We start from the raw sequence: 22,996 nt of genomic DNA on the forward strand, positions 1-22,996 counted from the left end.
CGGAAGAGCTCAGGACGCGCACGTCCCTTCTGCCAGTGCTCTCCGGTCAGGCCGGTCCGGCCGGCGGTTCGGAACGGTCAGAACCCTCCGCCGCCGAAGTCCCCTCCACCGCCGAAGTCTCCGCCTCCGAATCCGCCGCCGTCCCCGCCGAATCCGTCCCCTCCGAAGTCGCCCCCGTCACCGCCGAAGTCGCCTCCGTAGGCCCCCGGTACGAGCGCGTTGCCGAGCAGCGTGCCGACGAGCAGCCCCGGAAGGATGCCGCCGCCGAAGTAGCCGCCGGCCCACGGCCCGTAGACGGGACCGGCCTCCCAGTACGGGCGCCGTCCGTCCGGCGTGTCCACGGTGCGGGTCATCGGTTCCGCACCGTCCGCCAGCCGTGCCGCGTCCGCCGCGCAGACCGGCACGGTCCGTTCCGTGCCACCGGGCGGCGACCAGCGCACGTCCTTGACGGACGGGCCGTGGCGGGGGTCGAAGAAGCACGGCATCCGCCGTTCCGGCAGCTCGGCACCGTCGCGCCGCGCCTCCAGGGTGACGAGCGCGAATCGCCCGTCCTCCAGCGACTCCGTCACTTTCTTCACGTCCTGGGGGCGGCGGGCCTCGTCCATCGACCGCTTCGCCTCGTCATAGGAGTTGAGGGCGTGGGTGTAGTCCTGGCGCATGGCGTCGTCGGATGTGGGCGCCGTCGGCTCGAAGCCGATGCGGTCCAACTCCTCGCCGAACGCGGTGATGTCCTCGTCGACCACGGGCCGCAGCGTGTCCAGGCGGGCACGTTCCTGCTCGGCCTCCCGCTTGCGCGCACGGTTACGCGCGAGGAGAGCGGTGCTCAACGCGATCACGAGCAGGCCCAGAAGCACGAGCCAGACGACGCCGGAGCCCGAGCTGGAGGACGCGGCGCCGTTCCATGAGGAGGGGGCGTCTCCCCGTGCCCGGTCCGTCGCACCGTCGACGAACTTGTCCACGGTCGCCTCGGTGTTCCCGTCGCCCGCCTTCTTCGCCGACGAGCTGAGGCCGTTGACGCTGCTCCGCGTCATCACCTGCCGGTCGGCTCCTGCGGCGAACCGGTCCCCGAGGGCGATGCCGTAGACGCCGGAGGCGCCGACCTCGGACCGGAGGTCCCGCAGCAGGTCGGACGGCGGGAACTCGCGGGCCTTGGGCAGAACCGCCACGAAGACCGGCTTGTCCGCCTTCTCGATCTTCCTGGTCAGGGCCCGGGCGTCCGAATCGGACAGCCGGTCCGAGACGCGCGGATCGACGTAGACCGGCCCCTCCCGCAGCGCCGTGGCGACCTTCTCGACGCCGTCTGCCCTGGGCGCTGCGCTCACGCCGGGCGCTACCGCAACCACCGCTGTGAGCAGAGCGGCCACCAGGAGGGGAAGTCCGAAGAGCCCATGACGCCTCGTGGTACGCATAGGCCATGTGTACCACTAAATCGAACAAAAGCGCCTGTTGTGGACAGTGCTGGAAGGGCGGCCCGCGGCCTGCACAGTGCGCGGCTGCGCCGTCGTTCCGCGCATGACGAGGCTGGGTGCGCGCCCGGCGCGCATCGGCGAGCAGACCGGGACCGCGATCGACCTTTCACTGGTCCGATGCGCCGATCGAGTGGCTGCGCGAGAGGGTGGCGTGAAGACGCGCAATCCCGCCGCGAGGCGAACGTCTCGGCCGGGCCGGTGGCCTCCAGGTGTTCGCGCCCGCCGTCGCCGGGTCTCCAAGGCTGTGGACGAGCGCGCTCGACTCCTGGCGGTGTGACCTCGTGGCCGGGCAATTCCCGTACTCGCCGACCGACACGAGAACGCCAAGGCGGCTCCAGGCGGCGCAACCTCGAGGAGGGCGCCTTCGTCCTCGACCTGAAGTGCCGCCCGGCACCACGGCGAGGGCCGAACTGCCGGGCGGGAAGCCGGAGATGACGGCGTCCGGAAGGCACCGGTGGAGGACCGTGCCGCAGCCCTGCCCCGTCACCTCCGGACGCCGGTACCTCAGATGTCGCGGAACGTCTCGATCTGCGCGCCCACTTCGTTGAGACGCTCGGCCAGGTCCTCGTAACCCCGGTTGATCACATAGACGTTGCGCAGTACGGACGTGCCCTCGGCGGCCAGCATCGCCAGCAGGACCACCACGGCCGGGCGCAGCGCGGGCGGGCACATCATCTCCGCGGCCCGCCAGCGGGTCGGGCCCTCGACCAACACCCGGTGCGGGTCGAGGAGTTGGAGCCGTCCGCCCAGGCGGTTCAGGTCCGTGAGGTAGATCGCGCGGTTGTCGTAGACCCAGTCGTGGATGAGGGTCTTGCCTTCGGCGACGGCGGCGATGGCCGCGAAGAAGGGGACGTTGTCGATGTTGATGCCGGGGAAGGGCATCGGGTGGATCTTGTCGATGGGCGCCTCCAGTTTGGAGGGGCGCACCGTGAGGTCGATCAGACGGGTGCGGCCGTTGTCCGCCGTGTACTCGGGGCTGCGCTCGGCCTCGAGGCCCATCTCCTCCAGCACCGCGAGTTCGATCTCCAGGAACTCCACCGGCACGCGGCACACGGTCAGTTCGGACTCGGTGACGACTGCCGCGGCCAGGAGGCTCATCGCCTCGACCGGGTCCTCGGAGGGGGAGTAGTCGACGTCCACGTCGATCTCGGAGACGCCGTGCACCGTCAGCGTGGTCGTGCCGATGCCCTCGACCTTCACGCCGAGCTCCTCCAGGAAGAAACACAGGTCCTGGACCATGTAGTTGGAGGAGGCGTTGCGGATGACGGTGACGCCGTCGTGCCGCGCCGCGGCCAGCAGCGCGTTCTCCGTGACGGTGTCGCCGCGCTCGGTCAGCACGATGGGACGCTCGGGAGTCACGGACCGCTCGACGACCGCGTGGTAGAGGCCCTCCGTCGCCGTGATCTCCAGGCCGAAGCGGCGCAGCGCGATCATGTGCGGCTGGACGGTGCGCGTACCGAGGTCGCAGCCGCCCGCGTACGGGATGCGGAACTGGTCCATGCGGTGCAGCAGCGGGCCGAGGAACATGATGATGCTGCGGGTGCGGCGCGCGGCGTCCGCGTCGATGGCCTCCAGGTCGAGCTCCGCCGGGGGCACGATCTCCAGGTCGGCGCCGTCGTTGATCCAGCGGGCGCGGACGCCGATGGAGGAGAGCACCTCCAGGATGCGGAAGACCTCCTCGATGCGGGCGACCCGACGCAGCACCGTGCGGCCGGAGTTGAGCAGCGAGGCGCACAGCAGGGCGACGCAGGCGTTCTTGCTCGTCTTGACGTCGATGCTTCCGGACAGACGTCGTCCGCCGACGACACGCAAGTGCATCGGGCCCGAGTAGCCGAGCGAGACGATCTCGCTGTCCAGCGCCTCCGAGATGCGCGCGATCATCTCAAGACTGATGTTCTGGTTCCCTCGCTCGATGCGGTTGACCGCGCTCTGGCTGGTGCCCAGAGCCTCCGCGAGTTTGACCTGTGTCCAGCCCCGATGCTGTCGGGCGTCGCGAATGAGTTGCCCGATCCGGGCGAGATAGTCATCAGTCATACCGCGAGGATATCTCATATGTGAGATGACTTCTTGCGGTGGGTGTGTGGGCGTGGCAGGCATGGAAATGCGCGCAGGGGGCACCCCCTGCGACGGCAGGGTGACTTGTCGGGTGATTCGCGACGTGTTTCGCGAGAGGGTCGGCACACGGGCCCGAGAGGGCGGGCGGGCATGACCGTCCGGCGGTCGTGTACTACGATTATCTCGACATCGAGATAACTGGCGAAGCGCACTTGCGACCGCTACTGAGTAAGGCTTGCCTAACCGAGCCTAGCCCGCCTGGGGGTTCTCCCGACCGTCAGGGTCGGGGGAAGGATCGGCAATGACGCACTGAAGGAGACTGTCGTGTCGGCGAACAGCTTCGACGCCCGCAGCACGCTGCAGGTGGGCGACGAGTCGTACGAGATCTTCAAGCTGGACAAGGTGGAGGGCTCCGCCCGCCTCCCGTACAGCCTGAAGGTGCTGCTGGAGAACCTGCTCCGCACCGAGGACGGTGCGAACATCACCGCCGACCACATCCGTGCGGTGGGCAACTGGGATTCCAAGGCCCAGCCCAGCCAGGAGATCCAGTTCACCCCCGCCCGCGTGATCATGCAGGACTTCACCGGCGTGCCCTGCGTCGTGGACCTGGCGACCATGCGGGAAGCCGTCAAGGAGCTGGGTGGCGACGCCGACCGCATCAACCCCCTGGCCCCCGCCGAGCTGGTCATCGACCACTCCGTGATCGCCGACAAGTTCGGCACGGCCAACGCCTTCGCCCAGAACGTCGAGCTGGAGTACGGGCGCAACCGCGAGCGCTACCAGTTCCTGCGCTGGGGCCAGACCGCCTTCGACGAGTTCAAGGTCGTACCGCCCGGCACCGGCATCGTGCACCAGGTGAACATCGAGCACCTCGCCCGTACGGTCATGGTGCGCAACGGCCAGGCCTACCCCGACACCCTCGTCGGCACCGACTCGCACACCACGATGGTCAACGGCTTGGGCGTGCTCGGCTGGGGCGTCGGCGGAATCGAGGCGGAGGCGGCCATGCTCGGCCAGCCGGTCTCGATGCTCATCCCGCGCGTCGTCGGCTTCAAGCTGACCGGTTCGCTGCCGACCGGCACCACCGCCACCGACCTCGTCCTCACGATCACCGAGATGCTGCGCAAGCACGGTGTCGTCGGCAAGTTCGTCGAGTTCTACGGTGAGGGCGTCGGCGCCGTGCCGCTGGCGAACCGCGCCACGATCGGCAACATGTCTCCGGAGTTCGGCTCCACCGCCGCGATCTTCCCGATCGACCAGGAGACCATCAACTACCTCACGCTCACCGGCCGTTCGCAGGAGCAGCTCGCGCTCGTCGAGGCGTACGCCAAGGCGCAGGGCATGTGGCACGACGCCGCCCACGAGCCGGAGTACAGCGAGTACCTGGAGCTGGACCTCTCCACGGTCGTGCCGTCCATCGCCGGGCCGAAGCGCCCGCAGGACCGCATCGCGCTCTCGGAGGCGAAGCAGCAGTTCCTCGCGGACCTGCCCGCCTACGTCTCGCAGGACGTCACCGGTGGTGCCGACCGCAAGCCCGGTGTGCCGCAGCAGGAGAAGCCGCACGGCGTCGCCTCCCCGGTCGACGAGGCGAGCTCGGAGTCCTTCCCCGCGAGCGACGCCCCCGCCTACGGGCACGAGGAGAACGGCTCCGGCAAGCCGCACCACACCACCATCGACACGGCGGCGGGCGAGGGCCCGAGCAACCCCGTCCAGGTCACGGGCCCCGACGGCAAGACCTACGAGATCGATCACGGCGCCGTCGCGGTCGCCGCGATCACCTCCTGCACCAACACCTCCAACCCGTACGTCATGGTCGGCGCGGCGCTGGTGGCGAAGAAGGCGGTCGAGAGGGGCCTCACCCGCAAGCCGTGGGTCAAGACCACCCTCGCCCCCGGCTCCCAGGTCGTCATGGACTACTACGACCGGGCCGGCCTCACTCCCTACCTGGACAAGCTCGGCTTCAACCTCGTCGGCTACGGCTGCACGACCTGCATCGGCAACTCCGGCCCGCTGCAGGAAGAGGTCTCGCAGGCGATCAACGACAACGACCTCGCCGTTGCCGCGGTCCTCTCCGGCAACCGGAACTTCGAGGGCCGCATCAACCCCGACGTGAAGATGAACTACCTCGCGTCGCCGCCGCTGGTCGTCGCCTACGCCATCGCCGGCTCGATGAAGGTCGACATCACCACCGAGCCGCTCGGCACCGACCAGGACGGCAACCCCGTGCGCCTCGCGGACCTGTGGCCCTCCGAGCAGGAGGTCGAGGAGGTCGTCGCCTCCTGCATCGGCCAGGAGATGTTCACCAAGGACTACGCGGACGTCTTCTCGGGCGACTCGCAGTGGCAGGCGCTGCCCGTTCCCACCGGCAACACCTTCGAGTGGGACCCGCAGTCCACCTACGTCCGCAAGCCTCCCTACTTCGACGGCATGGGCACCGAGCCCTCCCCGGTCGAGGACATCTCGGGTGCGCGGGTGCTGGCCAAGCTCGGTGACTCGGTCACCACCGACCACATCTCGCCGGCTGGTGCGATCAAGGCCGACACCCCCGCCGGCAAGTACCTCACGGAGCACGGCGTCGAGCGCCGCGACTTCAACAGCTACGGCTCGCGGCGCGGCAACCACGAGGTGATGATCCGCGGCACCTTCGCCAACATCCGGCTGCGCAACCAGATCGCGGAGGGCACCGAAGGCGGCTACACCCGGGATTTCACGCAGCCCGACGCCCCGGTCTCCTTCATCTACGACGCCTCGCAGAACTACCAGGCGCAGGGCATCCCGCTGGTCGTCCTGGCGGGCAAGGAGTACGGCTCCGGCTCGTCCCGCGACTGGGCCGCCAAGGGCACCGCGCTGCTGGGCGTCAAGGCGGCCATCGCCGAGTCGTACGAGCGCATCCACCGCTCGAACCTGATCGGCATGGGCGTGCTGCCGCTCCAGTTCCCCGAGGGGCAGAGCGCGGAGTCGCTGGGGCTCACCGGCGAGGAGACCTTCACCTTCACCGGGGTGACCGCCCTCAACGACGGCGGCATCCCCGAGACGGTCAAGGTCACCACGGACACCGGCGTGGAGTTCGACGCCACCGTGCGCATCGACACCCCTGGTGAGGCGGACTACTACCGCAACGGCGGGATCATGCAGTACGTGCTGCGCTCGCTGCTGCGCAAGTAGCGCGCCGGCGGGACATCGGGGAGTACCGTCCGAGTGAGCGGGAGGCGGGTGCCGGAGCAGTCCGGCACCCGCCTCCGTCGTCTCCGGAAAGTGCTGAGGCGCCTGGGGGGACGGGAGGTCTCAACTCGGGAAAGACTCACCATTCGGGTTGCTTTGATCTTGCCCTGTTGACGCCAAGTGGACTATACCTGTCGGCACCTCACGAGGGCCCCGTGCGCGCGGCGCTCCTGGCGGTAGCGAAAGAGCATTCAGCTTCAACTGACCCGCGGTGTCGGGCCCTTCGCCGGTGGGCGAGTCGTCGGGAGACCGGAACACCGCCTGAGTCCTGGAGAAGGCGAGGACTTGAGCATGGGATCAACCAACGTCAACCGCCGTGATCTGATCAAGCGATCTGCCGCAGTCGGCCTGGTCGCCGCGCCCGGTATGGGGCTGCTGAGCGCGTGCGCCAGCGGCAGCGGCGAGGACAACAAGGTCGAGAAGGGCAAGAAGACCAAGGACAACCCGCTCGGCGTGAACAAGAGCGCCGCGCTGGAGATCTACATATTCGACGGCGGCTTCGGCACCAAGTACGCGCAGGACGCCCAGGCCGTCTATGAGAAGAACTTCCCCAAGGCCAAGACCAAGCTGAAGTCGACGCAGAAGATCCAGTCGGTGCTGCAGCCCCGCTTCAACGGCGGCACCCCTCCGGATCTGATCGACAACTCGGGCGCCGAGCAGATGGACATGGGCGTCCTGGTGGGTAAGAAGCAGCTCACCGACCTCACGGACCTGCTGAACGCACCCTCCATCGACGACCCGAACAAGAAGGTCCGCGACACCCTGCGTCCCGGTGTCGTGGAGATGGGCCAGTTCGACGGCAACCCGGTGTGGATCATGTACTACGCCTACACCGTGTACGGCGTCTGGTACTCGCAGAAGGCGCTCGACAAGCTCGACGCGGAGTACCCGGAGACCTGGGACGACATGCTCGCGGTCTGCGCCAAGGCGAAGAAGAAGGGCATGGCGGGCTGGACGTACGCGGGCAAGCACCCGTACTACCTGCCCTTCAGCCTCTACGCCTTCATGGCCAAGATCGGCGGGCCGAAGGTTCTCGAGTCCATCGACAACCTGGAGCCCGACGCCTGGAAGCAGCCGGCCGTCAAGGCGGCCCTCGAGGCCTACTACGAGCTGTACAAGAAGGGCTACGTCCTCGACGGCACCCCCGGCCTGGACCACATCGAGTCGCAGACCGCGTGGAACGAGGGCAAGGCCCTGTTCATCCCGAACGGCTCCTGGGTGGAGAACGAGGCGAAGAAGACCACCCCGAAGGACTTCGAGATGCGCGTGGCCGCGCCCTCCGGTCTGGACAGCGGCGACCAGATGCCCTTCGGCACGCTGTGGGCCTCCGGCGGCGAGCCGTTCATCGTGCCGGCCAAGGCCAAGAACCCCGCCGGCGGCATGGAGCAGCTGCGGATCATGCTCGGTGAGGCTTCCTCGAAGAACTTCACCAAGCAGGTGTCCTCGCTGACGTCCTTCGACGGCGGCACCGACGGCCTGACGCTGCCCCCGGGCCTGAAGTCGGCCGTGGACGCCCTGGACAAGGCGGGCAAGAACATCGTCAACCCCCGTATCCAGGACTGGTACGTGGCTCTGCAGAAGGAGAAGATCGGCGTCGCCTGCCTGGGCGAGATGATGGCCGGCCGCATGACTCCGGCCGAGACGATGAAGAAGGCCCAGAAGTACACCGACGAAGCGCGTGAGGACGACTCCATCACGCACTACAAGCACAACTGAAAAAGCGTCACCAGCGGCGGCATGCCACAGCGGATCGGAGTCGGTGAGTAATGGAGCACGGCAAGTACCGGTTCATCGTGGGGTTCTTGATCGTTCCCCTCACGATCTACGCGGTCTTTGTCATCTGGCCGTTTGCCCAGTCGATCTACTACTCGTTCACCGACTGGACCGGCCTGAGTCCGGACTTCAAGATGGTCGGCTTCGACAACTACATCAAGCTGTTCAGCGACGAGGTCTTCTGGAAGTCGCTCCAGCACAGCTTGCTGTTCCTTGTGCTGCTGCCGCTGGTGACGATCAGCCTCGCGCTGTTCTTCGCCTTCATGATCAACGTCGGTGGACGGCGGCGGAAGAACTCCGCCGTCTCCGGCGTGCGCGGATCCAGCTTCTACAAGATCGTCTATTTCTTCCCGCAGGTGCTGTCGATCGCCATCGTCGCCCTGCTCTTCCGCTTCGCCTACAACCCGCGAAGCGGATCGCTCAACGCGGCGCTGGATGCGGTGGGCCTCTCATCGCTCAAGACGGCGTGGCTGGGCGACCCGGAGACCGCGCTGTGGGCGGTGATGGGCGTCATGGTCTGGAGCACGGTCGGCTTCTTCGTCGTGCTCTTCTCGGCCGCCATGACGTCCATCCCTCGTGACTACTACGAGGCCGCGCTGCTGGACGGCGCCGACCGGATCACCACGTTCTTCCGGATCACCCTGCCCCTGCTGTGGGACACCGTGCAGTCCGGCTGGATCTACATGGGCATCCTGGCGCTGGGCGCCGAGGCGTTCGCGGTGGTGCAGATCATGACCACCGGCCCGGGCGGACCTGCCTACTCCACGACCGTGCTCCCGCTGTACGTCTACCTGAAGGCATTCCGTGACGGGCAGGCCGCCTACGCCACGACGATCGGTGTGGCGCTGCTCGTGGTCACTCTGGCCTTCGCGGCCGTCGTGCTGAAACTCGGTCGTCGCGAGAGGTTGGAGTACTGATGAAGACCACCGGCACCCTGCCCGAGGAACCGGAGACGACGGAGCCGGGGACGGTGAGCAAGGTCCTCACCGGAGACCCGCTGCGCGGCACGGCCGACAAGGAGAGCGCCCGGGGCACCGAGGGGAGGACCCTCAACGTCTTCTCGCACGGGATGCTCGTCCTGTGGGCCGTGATGGTGGTGATGCCGCTGCTGTGGGCGGTGATGACCTCCTTCAAGGACGACAAGAGCATCTTCACCTCGCCCTGGTCGCTGCCGACGACGTTGAACTTCGACAACTGGTCGCGCGCCTGGAGCCAGGCGCACATGAGCGAGTACTTCTTCAACACCGTGCTGGTGGTGGGCGGTTCGCTGATCGGCACCATGCTCCTCGGCAGCATGGTGGCGTACGTGCTCGCCCGGTTCGACTTTCCCGGGAACCGCTTCTTCTACTTCCTGTTCATCGGCGGGATGAGCTTCCCGATCATCCTGGCCCTGGTGCCGCTCTTCTACGTGATGAGCAACACCGGGCTGCTGAACACCCGGCACGGCCTGATCCTGGCGTACATCGCGTACTCGCTGCCGTTCACCACGTTCTTCCTGACGTCGTTCTTCCGCTCGCTGCCGACCTCGGTGGCGGAGGCGGCGCTCATCGACGGGGCCTCGCACACCCGGACCTTCTTCCAGGTGATGCTGCCGATGGCGAAGCCCGGTCTGATCAGCGTGGGCATCTTCAACTTCCTCGGCCAGTGGAACCAGTACATGCTGCCCACGGTGCTCAACACCGATCCGGATCAGCGTGTGCTCACCCAGGGACTGGTGGAACTGGCGGCCAGCCAGGGCTACAAGGGAGACTGGTCGGGGCTGTTCGCCGGTCTGGTGATGGCGATGCTGCCGGTGCTGGCGGCGTACATCATCTTCCAGCGGCAGGTCGTGGCCGGGCTGACAGCGGGTGCGCTGAAGTAGGTCTCTTCCCGCTCGTCGGTCCGGAGAAAGTCTCACATGTGAGCGCCCACTTCGTTCAAGGTCTTGACTGAACAGAACCGCTGGGGCTCTGCTTGGAGTTCACATGTTGGAAGCATGCCGTTCCTCTTGACGCGGTGCGGCGGACGGTCCGATGGTCACGCCGGCCGTCGAGGCGGGAGTGGATCAGTGGTTGAGACTCCGGGGTCGCAGTCCTCTCTGCACCGGGCCAATCTGGAACGCGTCGTCCGCGCTGTACGGATGGCGGGTTCGCTCACCCAGGCGGAGATCGCCCGTACCACCGGGCTCTCCGCGGCCACGGTCTCCAACATCGTCCGGGAGTTGAAGGAGAGCGGCACCGTCCAGGTGACGCCGACCTCCGCCGGCGGACGCAGGGCGCGAGCGGTCTCCCTCAGCGGTGACGCGGGCGCCGTGGTCGGCGTGGACTTCGGGCACTCCCACCTGCGGGTCGCCGTCGGCAACCTGGCCCACCAGGTGCTCGCCGAGGAGGCCGAGCCCATCGACGTCGACGCCTCGGCCGACGAGGGCTTCGACCGTGCGGAACGGCTCGTCCAGCGCCTCATCGCCACCACCGGCATCCGCCGGGAGAAGCTGATCGGCGTCGGCCTCGGCGTACCGGGCCCCATCGACGTGGAGACCGGCGAGCTGGGCTCCACCTCGATCCTCCCGGGATGGAGCGGCACCCACCCCCGCCAGGAGCTGGCCGCACGGCTGGGCGTGCCCGTCTACGTCGACAACGACGCCAACCTCGGCGCCCTCGGTGAGCAGGTGTGGGGCAACGGCCGCGGCACCGGCGACCTCGCCTACATCAAGGTGGCGAGCGGCGTGGGCGCCGGCCTCGTCATCAACGGTCAGATCTACCGCGGACCGGGGGGCACAGCGGGCGAAATCGGGCACATCACCCTCGACGAGTCCGGCCCCGTCTGCCGCTGCGGCAACCGCGGTTGTCTTGAAACCTTCACCGCTGCCCGCTACGTGTTGCCCCTGCTGCACTCCAGCCACGGCACCGACCTCACGATGGCTCGCGTGGTCCAGCTCGCCCGCGAGGGCGACCCGGGCTGCCGCCGCGTGGTGGGTGACATCGGGCGTCACATCGGCAGCGGCGTCGCCAACCTCTGCAACCTCCTCAACCCCAGTCGTGTCGTGCTCGGCGGCGACCTGGCCGAGGCCGGTGACCTGGTGCTGGGGCCGGTGCGGGACTCGGTGGCCAGGTACGCGATCCCGAGCGCCGCACGGCAGTTGACGGTCGTGCCGGGGACGCTGGGCGGACGTGCGGAGGTCCTCGGCGCGCTGGCCCTCGTGCTCAGCGAGATGGGCGACGCGACGCTGCTCGACTCCGCGAGCTCGTCCTCGTCGTCGTCGGCGGGCTCCACGAACGGCTCCGTGAAGCGCCGTACGCCCGTGGGCGCGGTGGCCGCCTCCGTCTGAGACGGGGGTGACGTGTACCCGACGGATGGGACGAATCCGACTCCGCTGAGGTCCCTTTCAGTCACGCAAAGTGCCACTTTGAGTTCAGGGACATAACGGATGGCATCGTTGCCGTCTCGTTAATGATTTACTTCTTGACGCTTGCCTGACCTCGGAGTTGACTTCCGACCACCTCGGCCGCAACGACGCGGCCTCGTCAGGGAGGTTGGAACCCCATGAACGCAAAGTTGCGCCGCGTCGTCATAGGTACGGCTGCCATCTCGATGGCCGTCTCTCTCGCCGCCTGCGGCAAGGCCGGCGGCGGCGACGGCGGCGGTGACAGCGGCGACAACAAGACCATCGGTCTGCTGCTGCCCGAGAACAAGACCACGCGCTACGAGACGTTCGACCGCCCCCTCATGGAGAAGAAGATCAAATCTCTGTGTTCGGAGTGCGACGTCAAGTACAACAACGCCACGCAGGACGCGGAGCTGCAGAAGAAGCAGTTCGACGCGCTCATCGCGCAGGGCGTGAAGACGATCATTCTCGACGCCGTGGACGCGCAGGCCACCAAGTCCTGGGTGGACCGGGCCGCCAAGAAGGACGTCAAGGTGGTCGCGTATGACCGTCTCGCCGAGGGTGACATCTCCGCCTACATCTCCTACGACAACGAGCGGATCGGCGAGCTCCAGGGCCAGGGTCTGGTCGAGGCGCTGGGCGACAAGGCCAAGGACAGCAACGTCGTCATGATCAACGGGTCGCCCACCGACCCGAACGCGCCGCTGTTCAAGAAGGGCGCGCACAGCGTGCTCGACGGCAAGGTCAAGAAGGTCGTCTACGAGCAGGACATCCCCGACTGGTCGCCGGACGAGGCGAACAAGAAGATGGGTGCCGCCATCACCAAGCTCGGCAAGGACGGCTTCGACGGCGTCTACGCCGCCAACGACGGCATGGCCGGCGGCGTCTCGACCGCGATGAAGAAGCAGGGCGTCAAGGACGTCCCGCTGGGCGGCCAGGACGCCGAACTCGCGGGTCTGCAGCGGATCATCAAGGGCGACCAGACGCTGACCATCTACAAGGCGATCAAGCCGCAGGCGGAGACGACCGCGGAGATCGCGGTGGCCCTGCTCAAGGGCGACAAGATCGACGAGTTCACGCCGAAGAAGGTCGACAGCAAGAGCAAGAAGGGCGTCCCCGCCCAGCTGTACGACGCCAAGATCGTGACCAAGGACAACATCCAGGACACGATCGTCAAGGACAAGGTCTACAAGGTCAGCGAGATCTGCACCGCGCAGTTCAAGAAGGCCTGTGACGCTGCCGGTCTGAAGTGATCGACGGGCCGCGCGTCCTCGCGCGGCCCGGCAGTCCGTAACCCATCAGGAAATGCAGGCCGCCGCCTCCGTGCACCGGGGGCGGCGCCTGGCGGAAGATCGGAGTTGGCCCAGTGGCGAAGGAAGCCGTACTGGCGCTGCGCGGGATCTCCAAGCGGTTCGGTGCCGTGCAGGCGCTCACCGATGTTGATCTGGAAGTACTTCCCGGCGAGGTGATCGCCCTCGTGGGCGACAACGGCGCCGGCAAATCCACCCTCGTCAAGACCATCGCGGGTGTGCACCCCATCGACGACGGCACGATCGAGTGGCAGGGCGGCCCGGTGGCCATCAACCGGCCGCACGACGCCCAGGACCTCGGCATCGCCACCGTCTACCAGGACCTGGCGCTGTGCGACAACCTCGACGTCGTCGCCAACCTCTTCCTCGGCAACGAGGCGCGCCACGCCGCCGTCCTGGACGAGATCGCGATGGAGAAGCGCGCGATGGAACTGCTGGACACGCTGTCCATCCGCATCCCCAGCGTCCGCATACCCGTCGCCTCCCTCTCCGGAGGCCAGCGGCAGGTCGTGGCGATCGCCCGCGCGCTGATCGGCGACCCCAAGGTCGTCATCCTCGACGAGCCCACCGCCGCACTCGGCGTCGAGCAGACGGCCCAGGTCCTGGACCTGGTCGAGCGGCTGCGGGAGCGCGGACTCGCCGTCATCCTCATCAGCCACAACATGGCCGACGTACAGGCCGTGGCGGACCGTGTCGCGGTGCTGCGCCTCGGCCGCAACAACGGCGTCTTCGACGTCGCCACGACCTCCCACGAAGAGGTCATCGCCGCGATCACCGGCGCTTCGGACAACGCGGTCACCCGCCGTCAGGCACGTACCGGGACGGCCGGTCTCGAGAAGGAGGCGGCGAAGTGAGCGACACCGTCGACAAGGAGCGCGGCACCGAGACCGCGAACCCCGAGGGCGCGGCGCCCGCCGACGGCGACGCGGTGGCCCCCGGAGCGGCACCCGTGGTCGACCCGCGGCTGCTCGTACGCGAACAGGGCTTCGCGGGCTACCTGACGGACTTCAAGCGCCGGGTGCGCGGCGGTGAGCTCGGCTCGCTCCCCGTCATCCTCGGCCTGATCATCATCGCCGTCATCTTCCAGTCGCTGAACGAGAACTTCCTCTCCGCGGGTAGCGTCAGCGACATCGGCGTCTACATCGCCGGCACCGGCATCATGGCGACGGGCATCGTCTTCGTCCTGCTGCTGGGCGAGATCGACCTGTCGGTCGGCTCCGTCGCCGGTGTGGGTGCGGCCGTATGGGCGGTCCTCAGCGTCACCAACGGCGTGAACGACTGGCTCTCGGTCGTCATCGCCATCTTCGCCGGTCTCGTCATCGGCACCCTGCACGGCTTCTTCTTCGCCAGGGTGGGCGTGCCGGCCTTCGTCGTGACACTCGCGGGCTTCCTCGGCTGGAGCGGCCTGCAGATCTGGCTGATGGGCTCCGAGGGCAGCATCAACACGCCCGAGGGCAGCGTCGTCGAGGACCTGACGGGCTACTACTTCGAGGACATCGCCGCCGCCTACGGCCTGGCCGTGGTGTCCGTACTCGCCTACGCGGCCGCCCTGTTGGTGGACGCCAAGCGCCGCCGGGCCGCGCGTCTGCCGTCCCGCCCGGTGAGCGAGATCGTGGTGCGCACCGCGGTGATGGCCGTCGTCGCCTTCGTGGCCGCGTACGTCCTCAACCAGTCGCGCGGACTTCCGCTCGCCCTGGTCATCTTCCTGGCGGTGCTGGTCATCGCGGACTTCGCGGTGCGCCGTACGACGTACGGGCGGCAGATCTTCGCTGTCGGCGGCAACGCCGAGGCGGCCCGCCGCGCCGGCATCAACGTGGAGTGGGTCCGCATCTCCGTCTTCGGCATCGCGGGCATGCTCGCGGCGTTCGGCGGGCTGTTCATCGCGAGCCTCTCCGGCGGCGCCACCAAGAGCCTCGGCGCGGGCAACACGCTGATGAACGTCATCGCCGCGGCCGTCATCGGCGGCACCAGCCTCTTCGGCGGACGCGGCAAGATCTGGTCCGCGCTGCTCGGCATCCTGGTCATCCAGTCCATCCAGCAGGGCCTGAACCTCCTCGGCATGGCGAGTGAGATCCAATACATGATCACGGGTGCGGTGCTGCTGGCCGCCGTGGTCATCGACTCGGTCTCGCGCCGTACGCAGAAGACGGCCGGACGTACATAGCGAGAGTGCCGCACGGTGCACACACCGGGCCGGGTTCCCCGAAACGGGGGCCCGGCCTTCGGTGTGCCGTCCTTGCCTCACGCCGTGCCTGTGAGCGCGGAGACCGCGCAGAGGCGCCCAGTCGGGTGACCTGTCTCGCACGGCCGGGAGCTCCCGCTCGCAGTAGGAACATTAGACTCGACGAAATCAGCACAGCTCGACCATGCTCGACAGCAAGGAGGCACCGTGGATAAGGGGCCGCGCTCAGCGCGTCATCCCGGGTCGGGGGCGGTGGAGTTCCCCAAGGCGCAGCGCAGGGGGAGGTGGGACCTGCTGAACCGGATCGAGGGGCCCGCCGATCTCGACCAGCTCTCGCCCGAGCAGCTGGAGCAGCTGGCCGGCGAGGTGAGGTCGTTCCTCGTCGACTCCGTCTCCAAGACCGGCGGCCACCTGGGGCCCAACCTGGGTGTGGTCGAACTGACCATCGCCCTGCACCGGGTGTTCGATTCCCCGAAGGACCGGATCCTCTTCGACACCGGGCACCAGTCCTACGTCCACAAACTGCTCACCGGCCGCCAGGACTTCTCCCGGCTGCGTCTCAAGGGCGGCCTGTCCGGCTACCCTTCGCGTGCCGAGTCCGAGCACGACGTCATCGAGAACAGCCACGCCTCCACGGTCCTCGGCTGGGCCGACGGCCTCGCCAAGGCGAACGAGGTGCAGCACAAGAGCGACCACGTGGTCGCCGTCATCGGTGACGGCGCGCTGACCGGCGGCATGGCCTGGGAAGCGCTCAACAACATCGCCGCCGCGAAGGACCGTCCGCTCGTCATCGTCGTCAACGACAACGAGCGCAGCTACGCCCCGACCATCGGCGGCCTCGCCAACCACCTCGCCACTCTCCGCACCACCGACGGCTACGAGCGCTTCCTCGCCCGCGGCAAGGAAGTTCTCAACCGCACCCCCGTCGTGGGCAAGCCGCTGTACGAGACCCTCCACGGCGCGAAGAAGGGTCTGAAGGACTTCATCGCCCCCCAGGGCATGTTCGAGGACCTGGGTCTGAAGTACGTCGGCCCCATCGACGGCCACGACCTCGCCGCCGTCGAGTCGGCCCTGCAGCGCGCCAAGCGCTTCGGCGGTCCCGTGCTGGTGCACTGCCTCACCGAGAAGGGCCGCGGCTACCAGCCCGCCCTGGAGGACGAGGCCGACCAGTTCCACGCCGTGGGCATCATCCACCCGGACACGGGTCTGCCGGTGAAGTCCTCGGGAGCGGACTGGACTTCGGTCTTCGGCGAGGAGATGGTCAAGCTCGGCCGGGAGCGCGAGGACGTCGTCGCCATCACCGCGGCGATGATGCGTCCCGTCGGACTGCACGGGTTCGCCGAGGAGTTCCCCGAGCGCGTCTACGACGTGGGCATCGCGGAGCAGCACGCCGCCGTCTCCGCGGCGGGTCTGGCCTCCGGCGGGCTGCACCCCGTCTTCGCCGTCTACGCCACGTTCCTCAACCGCGCCTTCGACCAACTGCTGATGGACGTGGCGCTGCACAAGTGCGGAGTGACCTTCGTGCTGGACCGTGCCGGCGTCACCGGTACGGACGGCGCCTCGCACAACGGCATGTGGGACATGTCGATCCTGCAGTGCGTGCCGGGGCTGCGTCTGGCCGCCCCTCGCGACGCCGACCAGGTGCGGGCGCAGCTGCGCGAGGCCGTCGAGGTCGACGACGCACCGACGGTGGTGCGGTACTCGAAGGGTGCCGTCGGTCCCGCCGTCCCGGCTGTCGGCCGCATCGGGAAGATGGACGTGCTCCGCAGGCCCGCGGAGGTCCAGCGCCCTGACGTCCTGCTCGTCTCGATCGGTGCGCTGGCGCCGATGTGCCTGGAGATCGCCGACCTGCTGGACAAGCAGGGCATCTCCGCGACGGTGGTCGATCCGCGCTGGGTCAAGCCCGTCGACGAGGAGCTGGCGCCGCTGGCGGAGCAGCACCGCGTCGTGGTGACCGTCGAGGACAACAGCCGTGCGGGCGGCGTCGGTTCGGCCGTCGCGCAGGCGCTGCGCGACGCCGGAGTGGACGTACCGCTGCGCGACTTCGGCATCCCCGAGCGCTTCCTGGACCACGGCTCCCGCGCCGAGGTCATGGCCGAGATCGGGCTCACCGCACCGGACATCGCCCGCCAGGTGACGGGCCTCGTCGCCAAGCTCGACGGCCGGTACGAGACGGAGACCGCGGAAGCCGCCCGCGACTGAGACGCACGAACAGGGCGCAGGGCCTGCCGGAACCCGGACCGGGGGCCGGCAGGCCCTGCCGCGTCTCCGGTGCCGGGGGCCGGTTAACTTTGAGCGCATGCCGCCCTCCCGTACAGCCGAGTCGCTGCGGGCCCGCACCCGCATCTTCGTGCCCGCACAGCGCGGCTCCGCTCCTTCGGCTGCCGCCGCGGACCGGGCGGGAGGCTTCTGGCCGCGGCTGCTGCCGTTACTGGCGCTGCTGACCGCGGCGACCCGGATGCCGTCTTGGGTGCGGCCGCTGTGGAACCCGGATGAGGGCTTTCTCGCCACCCAGGCACGGCAGTTGGCAGCAGGCGGGACCCTGTACGGGACGGTGGTCGACCGCAAGCCGCCGCTGCTGCCCTGGCTCTACCGGGGCGCGTTCGCTCTCTTCGGCGACCGTTCTCTGTGGCCGCTGAAGGCCGCCGCTCTCGTGGCCGTGCTCGCCGGTGCCGTGCTGCTGGCGTCGCTGGCCCGCCGCCGCTGGGGTGACCGTGCGGGCGTCGTCGCCGGCGTCTGCTACGTGCTGGCATCGGTCGGTCTGGTCCCGGAGGACACTCAGGCCGCCACCTTCGAAGTGTTCATGCTTCCCTGGACCGTGCTGGCCATCTGGTGCGCGGACCGCGGCCGTTGGGCATCGGCGGGGCTCGCCGTCGCAGGAGCCGTGCTCACCAAGCAGACCGGCGGCGCCGTGCTGATCCCCGTGCTGTGCATGCTGTGGCAGTCACGGAGCGGCCCGTGGGCTCTGGCGCGGCTGCTGAGTGCCGCGGCGGTTCCCACGGCGGCGGCAGCGCTCGCCTGGGGGCCCGGACGTCTCCTTTTCTGGATGGCGACCGGCTCGGGGAGCTATGCGTCCGTGGACGGCGCGCTGGGCTACGCCCTCGGGCGCGCACTGGCCAACTTCGGCCTGCTGACGGCCGGTTGTCTGGCTGCGCTGGTGGCACTGCTGCACGCGGCGAGACGCCGGATACGGCTGAGCGCGACCGCTGACGTGTGGGTGTGGCTGGGTGCCTCCGCCGTCGCGGTGACGGCGGGCTTCCAGTTCTTCGGCCACTACTTCCTCCAACTCACGCCCCCCGTGGCGCTGTTGGCGGCGGCGGCGTTCGAGCACATGCGCCCGCGGACCGTCGTCACGGTCATCGTGCTCAACGCCCTGGTCACGACGGGGTTCCTGGCGTGGGCCTGGCTCTTCCCGCGTGACGAACTCGGCCATCAGCAGCGTCTGGCCGACGTGGTCAGCGCGCGCACCACGTCCACCGAGCCGGTGCTGCTGTGGGGGATGCATCCGGAGGCCTACTGGTTCGCGGACCGTCCTCCCGCGTCCCGGTACCTCACCGCCGGCTTCCTCACCAACTTCAGCGGCGGGCGCAACGGAGTGCGGGTGGGGGAGCGGTATGCGATGGACGGCGCATGGCCGTACTTCCGCGAGGAGTTGAGCAGCGATCCTCCGGCCCTGGTCGTCGACGACTCCCGCGGCAAGCCCTACGGGGTCGCGCACATCCCCACGCTGCGCACCTTCCTCGCCCGCCACTACGAGCGGGCGGGCACCGTCGACGGCGCGGTGCTGTACGTGCGTTCACGCTCCTGAGATGCGGAGGAACGCCGACGGCGCCCGCCCGCAAGCATGTTGCGGACGAGCGCCGTTCGGCTGTGCCGATGTCAGCCCGACGTCGGGCCGAACCAGCCGGATTTCAGAGCCGGTTGAGAGTCACCGCTCACGCCGGGACGCTGGCGACGCCCGGCTCCAGGAAACGCCGCCCGGTGGCCCGCTCGCTCACGCCCTCGCGGTCCAGGTACGGGGTGATCCCGCCCAGGTGGAAGGGCCAGCCCGCACCGGTGATCAGGCACAGGTCGACGTCCTGCGCCTCGGCGACCACGCCCTCGTCGAGCATGAGGCGGACCTCCTGCGCGATGGCGTCCAGCGCGCGTTCGCGTACCTGCTCCTCGGTCAGCACCACGTCGCCCGTCTCGAAGAGGGCGTCGACCTCCGGGTCCAGCTCCGGCTTCCCGGAGTCGTAGACGTAGAGGTTGCGCTTGCCCGCCGCGACGATGCGGCCCAGGTTCTCCGAGACGCCGAAGCGGTCGGGGAAGGCCGCGTTCAGCGTGCCGGAGACGTGATGTGCGACGGCCGGGCCGACGAGTTCCAGCAGCACGATCGGCGACATGGGAAGTCCCAGCGGCGCGAGCGCGCGGTCTGCGACCTCGACCGGCGTGCCCTCGTCGATGGAGCGCAGCACCTCGCCCAGGAAGCGGGTGAGGACCCGGTTCACGACGAAGGCCGGGGCGTCCTTGACCAGAACCGCCGACTTCTTCAGCGACTTGGCCACGGCGAAGGCGGTGGCCAGCGAGGCGTCGTCCGTACGCTCGGCACGCACGATCTCCAGCAGCGGCAGGATCGCGACCGGGTTGAAGAAGTGGAAGCCCACGACCCGCTCGGGGTGCTTGAGCTGGGAGGACATCTCCGTGATCGACAGCGAGGAGGTGTTGGTGGCGAGGATGGCGTGCTCCGGCACGACCGCCTCGACCTCCGCGAAGATCTTCTGCTTGAGGGACATCTCCTCGAAGACGGCCTCGATCACGAAGTCCGCGTCCGCGAAGGCCGTGGACTTGTCCAGCGAGCCGGTCACCAGGGCCTTGAGCCGGTTCGCCTTGTCCTGGTTCACCCGGCCCTTGAGCAGCAGCTTGTCGATCTCCTCGTGGACGTAGCCCACGCCCTTGTCCACACGCTCCTGGTCGATGTCGGTCAGCACGACCGGCACCTCCAGGCGGCGGGCGAAGAGCATTGCCAGCTGCGAGGCCATCAGCCCGGCGCCCACCACACCGACCTTGGTGACCGGACGGGCGAGGGACTTGTCCGGAGCACCCGCGGGGCGCTTCGCGCGCTTCTGGACGAGGTTGAACGCGTAGATGCCGCTGCGCAGTTCGCCGCCCATGATCAGGTCGGCGAGGGCCTTGTCCTCTGCCTCGAAGCCCGCGCGCAGATCGCCGCTCTTGGCGGCGGCGATGATGTCGAGGGCGCGGTACGCGGCCGGGGCCGCCCCGTGCACCTTGCCGTCGGCGATCTGCCTGCCGCGGGCCACGGCCTGGTCCCACGCCTCGTCACGGTCGATCTCGGGGCGTACGACCTCGATCTCGCCCTTGAGCACCGCAGCGGTCCAGCGCAGCGACTCCTCCAGGAAGTCGGCGCCCTCGAAGATGGCGTCGGCGATGCCCAGTTCGTAGACCTGCGGGCCCTTGAGCTGCTTGTTCTGGTTGAGGGAGTTCTCGATGATGACCGAGACCGCGCGGTCGGCGCCGATCAGATTCGGCAGCAGCGCGCAGCCGCCCCAGCCCGGCACCAGGCCGAGGAAGACCTCGGGCAGTCCGAACGCGGGCGCGGCCTGCGAGACGGTGCGGTAGGTGCAGTGCAGCCCCACCTCGACGCCGCCGCCCATCGCGGCGCCGTTGTAGTACGCGAAGGTCGGCACACCCAGGTCCGCCAGCCGCCGGAAGACGGCGTGACCGCCCTGGCCGATGGCGAGGGCGTCCTCGCGCTTCTTGAGGAGCTCCACGCCCTTGAGGTCGGCGCCGACGGCGAAGATGAACGGCTTGCCGGTGAGCCCGACGCCGACGATCTCGCCCTCCTTCGCCTCCTTCTCGACCTGGTCGAGCGCGGCGTCGAGGTTGGCCAGCGAGGCCGGGCCGAACGTGGTCGGCTTGGTGTGGTCGAACCCGTTGTCCAGCGTGATCAGGGCGAACCGCCCCACCCCGCCGGGCAGTTCGAGGTGGCGTACGTGCGCCTGGGTGACGACCTCGTCCGGGAACAGCTCGGCTGCGCCCTTCAGCAGCTCGGTGGTGTCGGTGCTCACTTGCCTGCCCCTTCGAAGTTCGGGTTCTCCCAGATCACGGTGCCGCCCATGCCGAAGCCGACGCACATCGTCGTCAGCCCGTAGCGCACGTGCGGCTGCTCCTCGAACTGGCGGGCCAGCTGCGTCATGAGACGCACGCCGGAGGAGGCCAGCGGGTGCCCGTAGGCGATCGCACCGCCGTACTGGTTGACGCGCGGGTCGTCGTCGGCGATGCCGTAGTGGTCCAGCAGGGCCAGCACCTGTACGGCGAAGGCCTCGTTGATCTCGAAGAGACCGATGTCGTCAATCGAGAGTCCGGCCTTGGCCAGAGCCTTCTCGGTGGAGGGCACCGGTCCGACGCCCATCACCTCGGGCTCGACACCGGCGAACGCGTAGCTGACCAGCCGCATCCTGACCGGCAGTTCCATCTCGCGGGCGAAGTCCTCAGCGGCGATCAGCGAGGCGGTGGCACCGTCGTTGAGGCCGGCGGCGTTGCCCGGCGTCACGCGTCCGTGCGCGCGGAAGGGCGTCTTGAGGCTCGCGAGGCTCTCGAGCGTCGTGCCCGGGCGCATCGGCTCGTCCTGGGTGGCCAGGCCCCAACCGGTCTCCCCGGCCTCCTCGTTGGTGCGGCGCACGGTGATCGGCACCAGGTCCTGCTGGATCTTGCCGTTGGCGTACGCCTTGGCGGCCTTCTCCTGGCTGCGCACCGCGTACTCGTCGGCACGCTGCTTGGTCAGGTGGGGGAAGCGGTCGTGCAGGTTCTCCGCCGTCATGCCCATGAACAGGGCGGACTGGTCGACCAGCTTCTCCGACACGAAGCGGGGGTTGGGGTCGACGCCCTCGCCCATGGGGTGCCGTCCCATGTGCTCGACGCCGCCCGCGACCACGACGTCGTAGGCGCCGAAGGAGATGGATCCGGCGGTGCTCGTGACCGCGGTCATCGCGCCCGCGCACATCCGGTCGATGGAGTAGCCGGGCACGGAGTTGGGCAGCCCGGCGAGGATGCCGGCGGTGCGGCCCAGGGTCAGGCCCTGGTCGCCGATCTGGGTGGTGGCGGCGAGGGCCACCTCATCGATGCGCTCCGGAGGCAGGTCCGGGTTACGGCGCATCAGCTCACGGATGCACTTCACGACCAGGTCGTCGGCCCGGGTCTCGTGATAGATGCCCTTGGGGCCCGCCTTGCCGAACGGTGTACGGACGCCGTCGACGAAGACGACGTCCCTAGCGGTACGAGGCACTTTGGCTCTCCTCCAGGTGCGGTACATATACGCCGGACGGCGCGCTTCCCAGGGGCCATGCTACCCATGAGTAACTGAGGAGCAAGGCCGAGTTCAGGTGAGGGGCATACGTCACATCGACGACGCCGCCCCCGCCCCGCCCGGGCGGCGCGGCAGCGCGTTATTCGGCCGGCGGGGGCGTGGCCAGAGCGTCGGTCAGCAGGGAGGCCGTCTGCTCGATCTGCCACTCGCGTGCACCCAGCGCACGCAGGGCGGAGACCACCTCGGGCTCCGTGCGGGCACTCGGCGGCTGCCAGCACAGACGCCGCACCGTGTCCGGCGTCAGCAGGTTCTCCT

General features: G+C 68.7%; 14 protein-coding genes and 1 pseudogene. 10 read left to right on the forward strand and 5 right to left on the reverse strand.

The annotated features are described in order from the left end of the window. Positions 1-77: 77 nt before the first annotated feature. The gene (locus H5J26_RS13795; RefSeq protein WP_181766127.1) at positions 78-1,409 is read right to left on the reverse strand and encodes a hypothetical protein; all 1,332 of its coding nucleotides are present in this window, start codon (positions 1,407-1,409) and stop codon (positions 78-80) included. A 564-nt stretch (positions 1,410-1,973) separates the two neighbouring features. Beyond that, positions 1,974-3,503, reverse strand: coding sequence for a helix-turn-helix domain-containing protein (locus H5J26_RS13800; RefSeq protein WP_181766128.1), 1,530 nt, complete (start codon positions 3,501-3,503; stop codon positions 1,974-1,976). 345 nt (positions 3,504-3,848) lie between these two features. On the opposite strand from H5J26_RS13800, the gene H5J26_RS13805 reads away from it, so the two are divergent. The 10 genes from H5J26_RS13805 to H5J26_RS13850 all read left to right on the forward strand — a co-directional run bounded on the left by H5J26_RS13805 (position 3,849) and on the right by H5J26_RS13850 (position 19,183). Further along, entirely contained in the window at positions 3,849-6,689 is a 2,841-nt protein-coding gene (locus H5J26_RS13805; RefSeq protein WP_181766129.1) for an aconitate hydratase, read from the forward strand. A 348-nt stretch (positions 6,690-7,037) separates the two neighbouring features. Further along, positions 7,038-8,462, forward strand: a complete 1,425-nt coding sequence (gene ngcE / locus H5J26_RS13810; RefSeq protein ID WP_181766130.1) for an N-acetylglucosamine/diacetylchitobiose ABC transporter substrate-binding protein — start codon at positions 7,038-7,040, stop codon at positions 8,460-8,462. A gap of 50 nt (positions 8,463-8,512) precedes the next feature. Beyond that, a complete protein-coding gene (locus H5J26_RS13815; RefSeq protein ID WP_181766131.1) occupies positions 8,513-9,436 on the forward strand; it encodes a carbohydrate ABC transporter permease in 924 nt (307 codons plus the stop codon). Continuing rightward, a complete protein-coding gene (locus H5J26_RS13820) occupies positions 9,436-10,380 on the forward strand; it encodes a carbohydrate ABC transporter permease (RefSeq protein ID WP_181766132.1) in 945 nt (314 codons plus the stop codon). The genes H5J26_RS13815 and H5J26_RS13820 overlap by 1 nt, the downstream gene beginning before the upstream one ends. A gap of 186 nt (positions 10,381-10,566) precedes the next feature. Then, positions 10,567-11,826, forward strand: coding sequence for an ROK family transcriptional regulator (locus H5J26_RS13825; protein ID WP_309237900.1), 1,260 nt, complete (start codon positions 10,567-10,569; stop codon positions 11,824-11,826). A gap of 215 nt (positions 11,827-12,041) precedes the next feature. Continuing rightward, complete coding sequence (locus H5J26_RS13830) at positions 12,042-13,136, forward strand: substrate-binding domain-containing protein (RefSeq protein ID WP_181766134.1); 1,095 nt, start codon at positions 12,042-12,044, stop codon at positions 13,134-13,136. A gap of 113 nt (positions 13,137-13,249) precedes the next feature. Beyond that, a complete protein-coding gene (locus tag H5J26_RS13835; RefSeq protein WP_181766135.1) occupies positions 13,250-14,047 on the forward strand; it encodes an ATP-binding cassette domain-containing protein in 798 nt (265 codons plus the stop codon). Beyond that, positions 14,044-15,357 (forward strand): ABC transporter permease subunit, encoded by a 1,314-nt coding sequence (locus H5J26_RS13840; protein ID WP_181766136.1) that lies wholly within the window; start codon positions 14,044-14,046, stop codon positions 15,355-15,357. The genes H5J26_RS13835 and H5J26_RS13840 overlap by 4 nt, the downstream gene beginning before the upstream one ends. 309 nt (positions 15,358-15,666) lie before the next feature. Then, complete coding sequence (dxs, locus tag H5J26_RS13845) at positions 15,667-17,577, forward strand: 1-deoxy-D-xylulose-5-phosphate synthase (RefSeq protein ID WP_181766140.1); 1,911 nt, start codon at positions 15,667-15,669, stop codon at positions 17,575-17,577. A gap of 97 nt (positions 17,578-17,674) precedes the next feature. Next, on the forward strand, positions 17,675-19,183 hold the full coding sequence (locus H5J26_RS13850; RefSeq protein WP_181766137.1) for an ArnT family glycosyltransferase: 1,509 nt from the start codon (positions 17,675-17,677) through the stop codon (positions 19,181-19,183). A gap of 127 nt (positions 19,184-19,310) precedes the next feature. On the opposite strand, the gene H5J26_RS13855 is transcribed toward H5J26_RS13850, so the two are convergent. The 3 genes and pseudogenes from H5J26_RS13855 to H5J26_RS13865 all read right to left on the reverse strand — a co-directional run. After that, a complete protein-coding gene (locus H5J26_RS13855) occupies positions 19,311-21,443 on the reverse strand; it encodes a 3-hydroxyacyl-CoA dehydrogenase NAD-binding domain-containing protein (RefSeq protein WP_181766138.1) in 2,133 nt (710 codons plus the stop codon). After that, positions 21,440-22,660, reverse strand: a complete 1,221-nt coding sequence (locus H5J26_RS13860) for a thiolase family protein (RefSeq protein ID WP_181766139.1) — start codon at positions 22,658-22,660, stop codon at positions 21,440-21,442. The genes H5J26_RS13855 and H5J26_RS13860 overlap by 4 nt, the downstream gene beginning before the upstream one ends. A gap of 160 nt (positions 22,661-22,820) precedes the next feature. Continuing rightward, a pseudogene (locus H5J26_RS13865) lies at positions 22,821-22,996 on the reverse strand (ribonuclease D); the annotation flags it as partial.

The organism is Streptomyces albidus (ex Kaewkla and Franco 2022), assembly GCF_013870515.1.
In the GTDB taxonomy this organism is placed as follows: domain Bacteria; phylum Actinomycetota; class Actinomycetes; order Streptomycetales; family Streptomycetaceae; genus Streptomyces; species Streptomyces albidus.